Below are 4,391 nucleotides of genomic sequence, written 5' to 3'. Positions count from 1 at the left end.
GTCGCAAGAGCTCCTCGCAATGACGGAATTCGCGGCTACTGCGTCGCCCCGCCCCGAAATCCCGTCGCGAGAACGTAGCGCTCCGAGGAATCCGCACGGCTCGCGGCGGGCTTCACATGACGCACCATGGCGAAATCGCGCTTGAGCTGGGCGAGCAGCTCGGCGTCGGCGCCGCTCTGGAACGCCTTTGCCAGGAAGGTCCCACCCGGTTTCAGCACGTCGCAGGCGAACGCGGCGGCGGTTTCGATCAGGCCGACGATGCGAAGCTGGTCGGTCTTGCGGTGACCGGTGGTGTTGGCAGCCATGTCGGACATCACGATGTCGGCGCCGCCGTCGAGCATCGCCTTGAGCTTGTCCGGCGCGTCATTGTCCATGAAGTCGAGCTGCGCGAACTCGACCCCGGCAATCTCGGGGATTTCCAGCAGGTCGATCGCGATGACCTTGCCCTTGCCGTCGACCGAGCCGACACGCTTGGCGGCGATCTGGCTCCAGCCGCCCGGCGCGGCACCGAGATCGACCACTGCCATGCCGTGCTTCAGTAGCCGGTATTTGTCGTCGATCTCGAGCAGCTTGAACGCGGCGCGCGAGCGATAGCCCAGCGCCTTCGCCTTCACCACATAGGGGTCGTTGAGCTGCCGCTCCAGCCAGAGCTTCGACGACAATTTGCGCTTGCCGTGGGTCTTGACCTGGACGTGCAAGCGGCCGGTGGTGTCCTTGGCCATCTCACCAGCTCCTGAGCGCGCCGTCTTCGCGCATCATTTCGACCAGCATGCCTTCGCGCAAGCCCCGGTCGGCGACGCGCAGGCGTGGCAGCGGAAAGGCGCGGCGGATCGCGTCGAGGATGGCGCAGCCGGCCAGCACGAGATCGGCGCGCTCGACGCTGATGCAGCTGTTCGCGGCGCGCTCCTCGTAGCTCATGCCGAGCAGCTTGTTGATGGTCGCGGTGACGTCGGTGTCGTTCATCCAGACGCTGTCGATGCGGCGGCGGTCGTAGCGCGCGAGGTTGAGATGGATGCCGGCGAGCGTCGTCACAGTGCCTGAGGTGCCGAGCAGATGCATGTCGGCGAGATCGCCGCCATGCTGTTCGGCGAACGGCGCGATGTGATGGGCGACCTCGCGCTCCATCGCGGCGTAGATCTCCGGCGTCACGTCGCGGCCGCCGAACTGCTCGGCCAGCGTGACCACACCGAATGGAATCGACATCCAGGCTTTGATGCGCGGCTCCGGATTTGCGGCGTCGCGCTCGATCCGCACCAGCTCGGTCGAGCCGCCGCCGATGTCGAACAGGATCGCGCCGCGGCCCCTGGGGTCGACCAGCGGCGAGCAGCCGAGCACCGCGAGCGCCGCCTCGGTCTGGCGGTCGATCACCTCGAGCTCGATCCCGGTCTCGGCAGCGACGCGGCTGCGAAAGCCTTCGGCATTCGAGGCGGCGCGGCAGGCTTCGGTGGCGATCAGCCGCAACCGCCGCGCCTTGCGCAGGTTGATCTTGTCGCGGCAGATGCCGAGCGCCACGATGGCGCGCTCGATCGCGGCCTCGCTGATGCACCCGGTTGCGGAGACGCCCTCGCCCAGCCGGATGATGCGCGAGAAGGAATCGACCACCCGAAAGCCGTCGTGGGTCGGACAGGCGATCAGGAGCCTGCAATTGTTGGTGCCGAGGTCGAGCGCCGCGTAGACGCCGGTTCCCGGCGCTTGCGCGCCGACGGCCGGTTCAGTGGCGAACGCCGCCGCCATCGACCCCAGCTCACCGTGCGGCGCAAGGCCGTCGCGGAGCCGCGTGTGGTCATTCATACAAACTGTCTTTCCGCGGCCGGTTGGGCCGATCTGGAATTGCTTTTTCGCCTGAAACCTTAGCAGCGCGCCAATCCTGCGCAACAACGCATCACATGGGACCATGCCCATTCGTGCGTTGTCGTGAACGGGCCGGTGGGTTATTTTTGAAGGGTCCGGTCTCCCAGGCGCCCCCCAAACCGCGCATTTGCCGGCTTTTCAGGTCAATTCCATGCAAGAACTCACCAAATCCTCCACGCTCGAAAACGCTATTGCACTGCAAAAATATGGCGTCGGCCAGCCGGTCCGCCGCAAGGAGGACGACACGCTGGTGCGCGGCAAGGGCCGCTACACCGACGATTTCAACCTGCCCGGCCAAGCCCACGCCGCGATCGTCCGTTCGACCCATGCCCACGGCGTCATTCGCGGCATCAACATCGACGCCGCCAAGGCGATGCCGGGCGTGCTGGGGGTGTGGACCGGCAAAGACCTCGATGCGGCCGGCTACGGCCCCTTCACCTGCGGCCTGCCGCTGAAGAGCCGCGACGGCTCGCCCCTGCTCCAGACCAACCGCCAGCCGCTCGCAACCGACAAGGTCCGCTTCGTCGGCGATCCCGTCGCCTTCGTGGTGGCGGAGACGCTGGCCCAGGCGCGCGACGCGGCCGAGGCGGTCGAGCTCGATATCGAGCCGCTGCCGGCGGTGACCGACCCTGAAGACGCCGCAAAAGCCGGCGCGCCGCAACTCTACGACCACATCCCGAACAATGTCGCGCTCGACTACCACTATGGCGACATCGAGAAGGTCAACGCCGCCTTCGCCAGCGCCGCTCACGTGACCAAGGTCGACATCGAAAACACCCGTGTCGCCGTGGTCTCGATGGAGCCGCGCGTTGGCCTTGCCTCCTACGACAAGACGACCGAGCGCTACACCATCCAGATGCCGACGCAGGGCGTCGCCGGCAACCGCGCCAACCTCGCCAAGAACCTGAAGGTGCCGAACGAGAAGGTCCGCATCCTCACCGCCAATGTCGGCGGTTCCTTCGGCATGAAGAACGTCAACTATCCCGAGTACATGTGCATCCTGTACGCGGCCAAGGAATTGGGACGCCCGGTGAAATGGCTGGACGAACGCTCGACCAGCTTCTTGTCCGACAGCCACGGCCGTGCGCAGAAGATTCACGCCGAGCTCGCGCTGGACGCCGAGGGGCATTTCCTCGCCGCCAAGCTCTCGGGCTACGGCAATCTCGGTGCCTACATCACCGGCGTTGCACCCAGTCCGCTCTCGCTCAACACCAGCAAGAACTTTTCCAGCGTCTATCGCACGCCGCTGATGGCCGTCGACATCAAGACGGTGCTGACCAACACCACGCTGATGGGCGCTTATCGCGGCGCCGGCCGGCCCGAGGCGAACTACTACATGGAGCGGCTGATCGACCGCGCCGCCGACGAAATGGGCATCAACCGGCTGACCTTGCGCAAACGCAACTTCATCAAGCAGAACCAGATGCCGTTCGCCGCGTCCTCCGGCGTCACCTATGACAGCGGCGACTTCCAGGCTGTCTTCAACAAGGCGCTCGAAATCTCCGACCACGAGAATTTTGCCAAGCGCAAGAAGGAGAGCAAGAAGTCCGGCAAGCTGCGCGGCATCGCCGTCGGCTCTTATCTGGAGGTGACCGCACCTCCCGGCGTCGAACTCGGCAAGATCGTGTTCGATCCCGATGGCTCCGTGCAGCTCATCACCGGCACGCTTGATTACGGTCAGGGCCACGCATCCGCATTCGCGCAGGTACTCTGCCAGCAGCTCGGCGTGCCCTTCGACAGCGTCAAGCTGATGCAGGGCGACAGCGATATCGTCCACACCGGCAATGGCACCGGCGGCTCGCGCTCGATTACCGCGACCGGCATGGCGATCGTGGGCGCCGCCAAGCTTGTGATCGAGAAGGGCAAGCGCGCCGCCGCGCATATGCTGGAGGCGTCCGAAGCCGACATCGAATTCGAAGGCGGCAGTTTCACGATCGCTGGCACCGACCGCAGCATCGACATCATGGAGCTCGCCAAGCGCCTGCATGACAGCAAGATGCCCGAGGGCGTGCCCGACAGCCTCGACGTCGATCACACCAGCGAACCGGTGCCGTCGGCCTTCCCGAACGGCTGCCATGTCGCCGAGGTCGAGATCGACCCTGAGACCGGCGTCGTGCAGATCGTGCGCTACAGCGCGGTCAACGATTTCGGCACGGTGATCAATCCGCTGCTGGTCGCGGGCCAGCTCCATGGCGGCGTCGTCCAGGGCATCGGCCAGGCGCTGATGGAGCACGTCCGCTACGACGAGAGCGGCCAGCCGATCACGGGCTCGCTGATGGACTACGCACTGCCCCGCGCCGAGGACGTCCCGAACATGACGGTCGGCGACCACCCGGTGCCGGCCACGACCAATCCGCTCGGCAGCAAAGGCTGCGGCGAAGCCGGCTGCGCCGGCAGCTTGTCGACGGTCGTGAACGCGGTGATCGACGCGCTCTCCGACTACGGCATCAAGCACATCGACATGCCGCTGACGCCGGAGCGCGTGTGGCGTGCGATCCAGGACGCGAAGGGGAAAGCGGCGTAAAGCATTTTCTCTCCGC

The 4,391-nt window shown here is 65.8% G+C and carries 3 protein-coding genes; 1 reads left to right on the top strand and 2 read right to left on the bottom strand.

Annotated elements, in window-relative coordinates:
- Positions 1-35 precede the first annotated feature (35 nt).
- Positions 36-722 carry an RlmE family RNA methyltransferase gene (locus tag IVB47_RS11010; protein WP_027569580.1) on the bottom strand — a complete coding sequence of 229 codons (687 nt, stop codon included), beginning with the start codon at positions 720-722 and terminating at the stop codon, positions 36-38.
- Between the two features lies 1 nt (position 723).
- Positions 724-1,791, bottom strand: coding sequence for a Ppx/GppA phosphatase family protein (locus IVB47_RS11005; RefSeq protein ID WP_247286523.1), 1,068 nt, complete (start codon positions 1,789-1,791; stop codon positions 724-726).
- Between the two features lie 211 nt (positions 1,792-2,002).
- Here IVB47_RS11005 and IVB47_RS11000 point away from each other — a divergent pair, with 211 nt between their 5' ends.
- On the top strand, positions 2,003-4,375 hold the full coding sequence (locus tag IVB47_RS11000; protein ID WP_247461548.1) for a xanthine dehydrogenase family protein molybdopterin-binding subunit: 2,373 nt from the start codon (positions 2,003-2,005) through the stop codon (positions 4,373-4,375).
- Positions 4,376-4,391: the final 16 nt, after the last annotated feature.

This window comes from Bradyrhizobium sp. 62, assembly GCF_023073035.1.
GTDB lineage: Bacteria > Pseudomonadota > Alphaproteobacteria > Rhizobiales > Xanthobacteraceae > Bradyrhizobium.
Note: the sequence above shows the minus strand (reverse complement) of the source record. Positions and strands in the feature narration are given on the sequence as shown.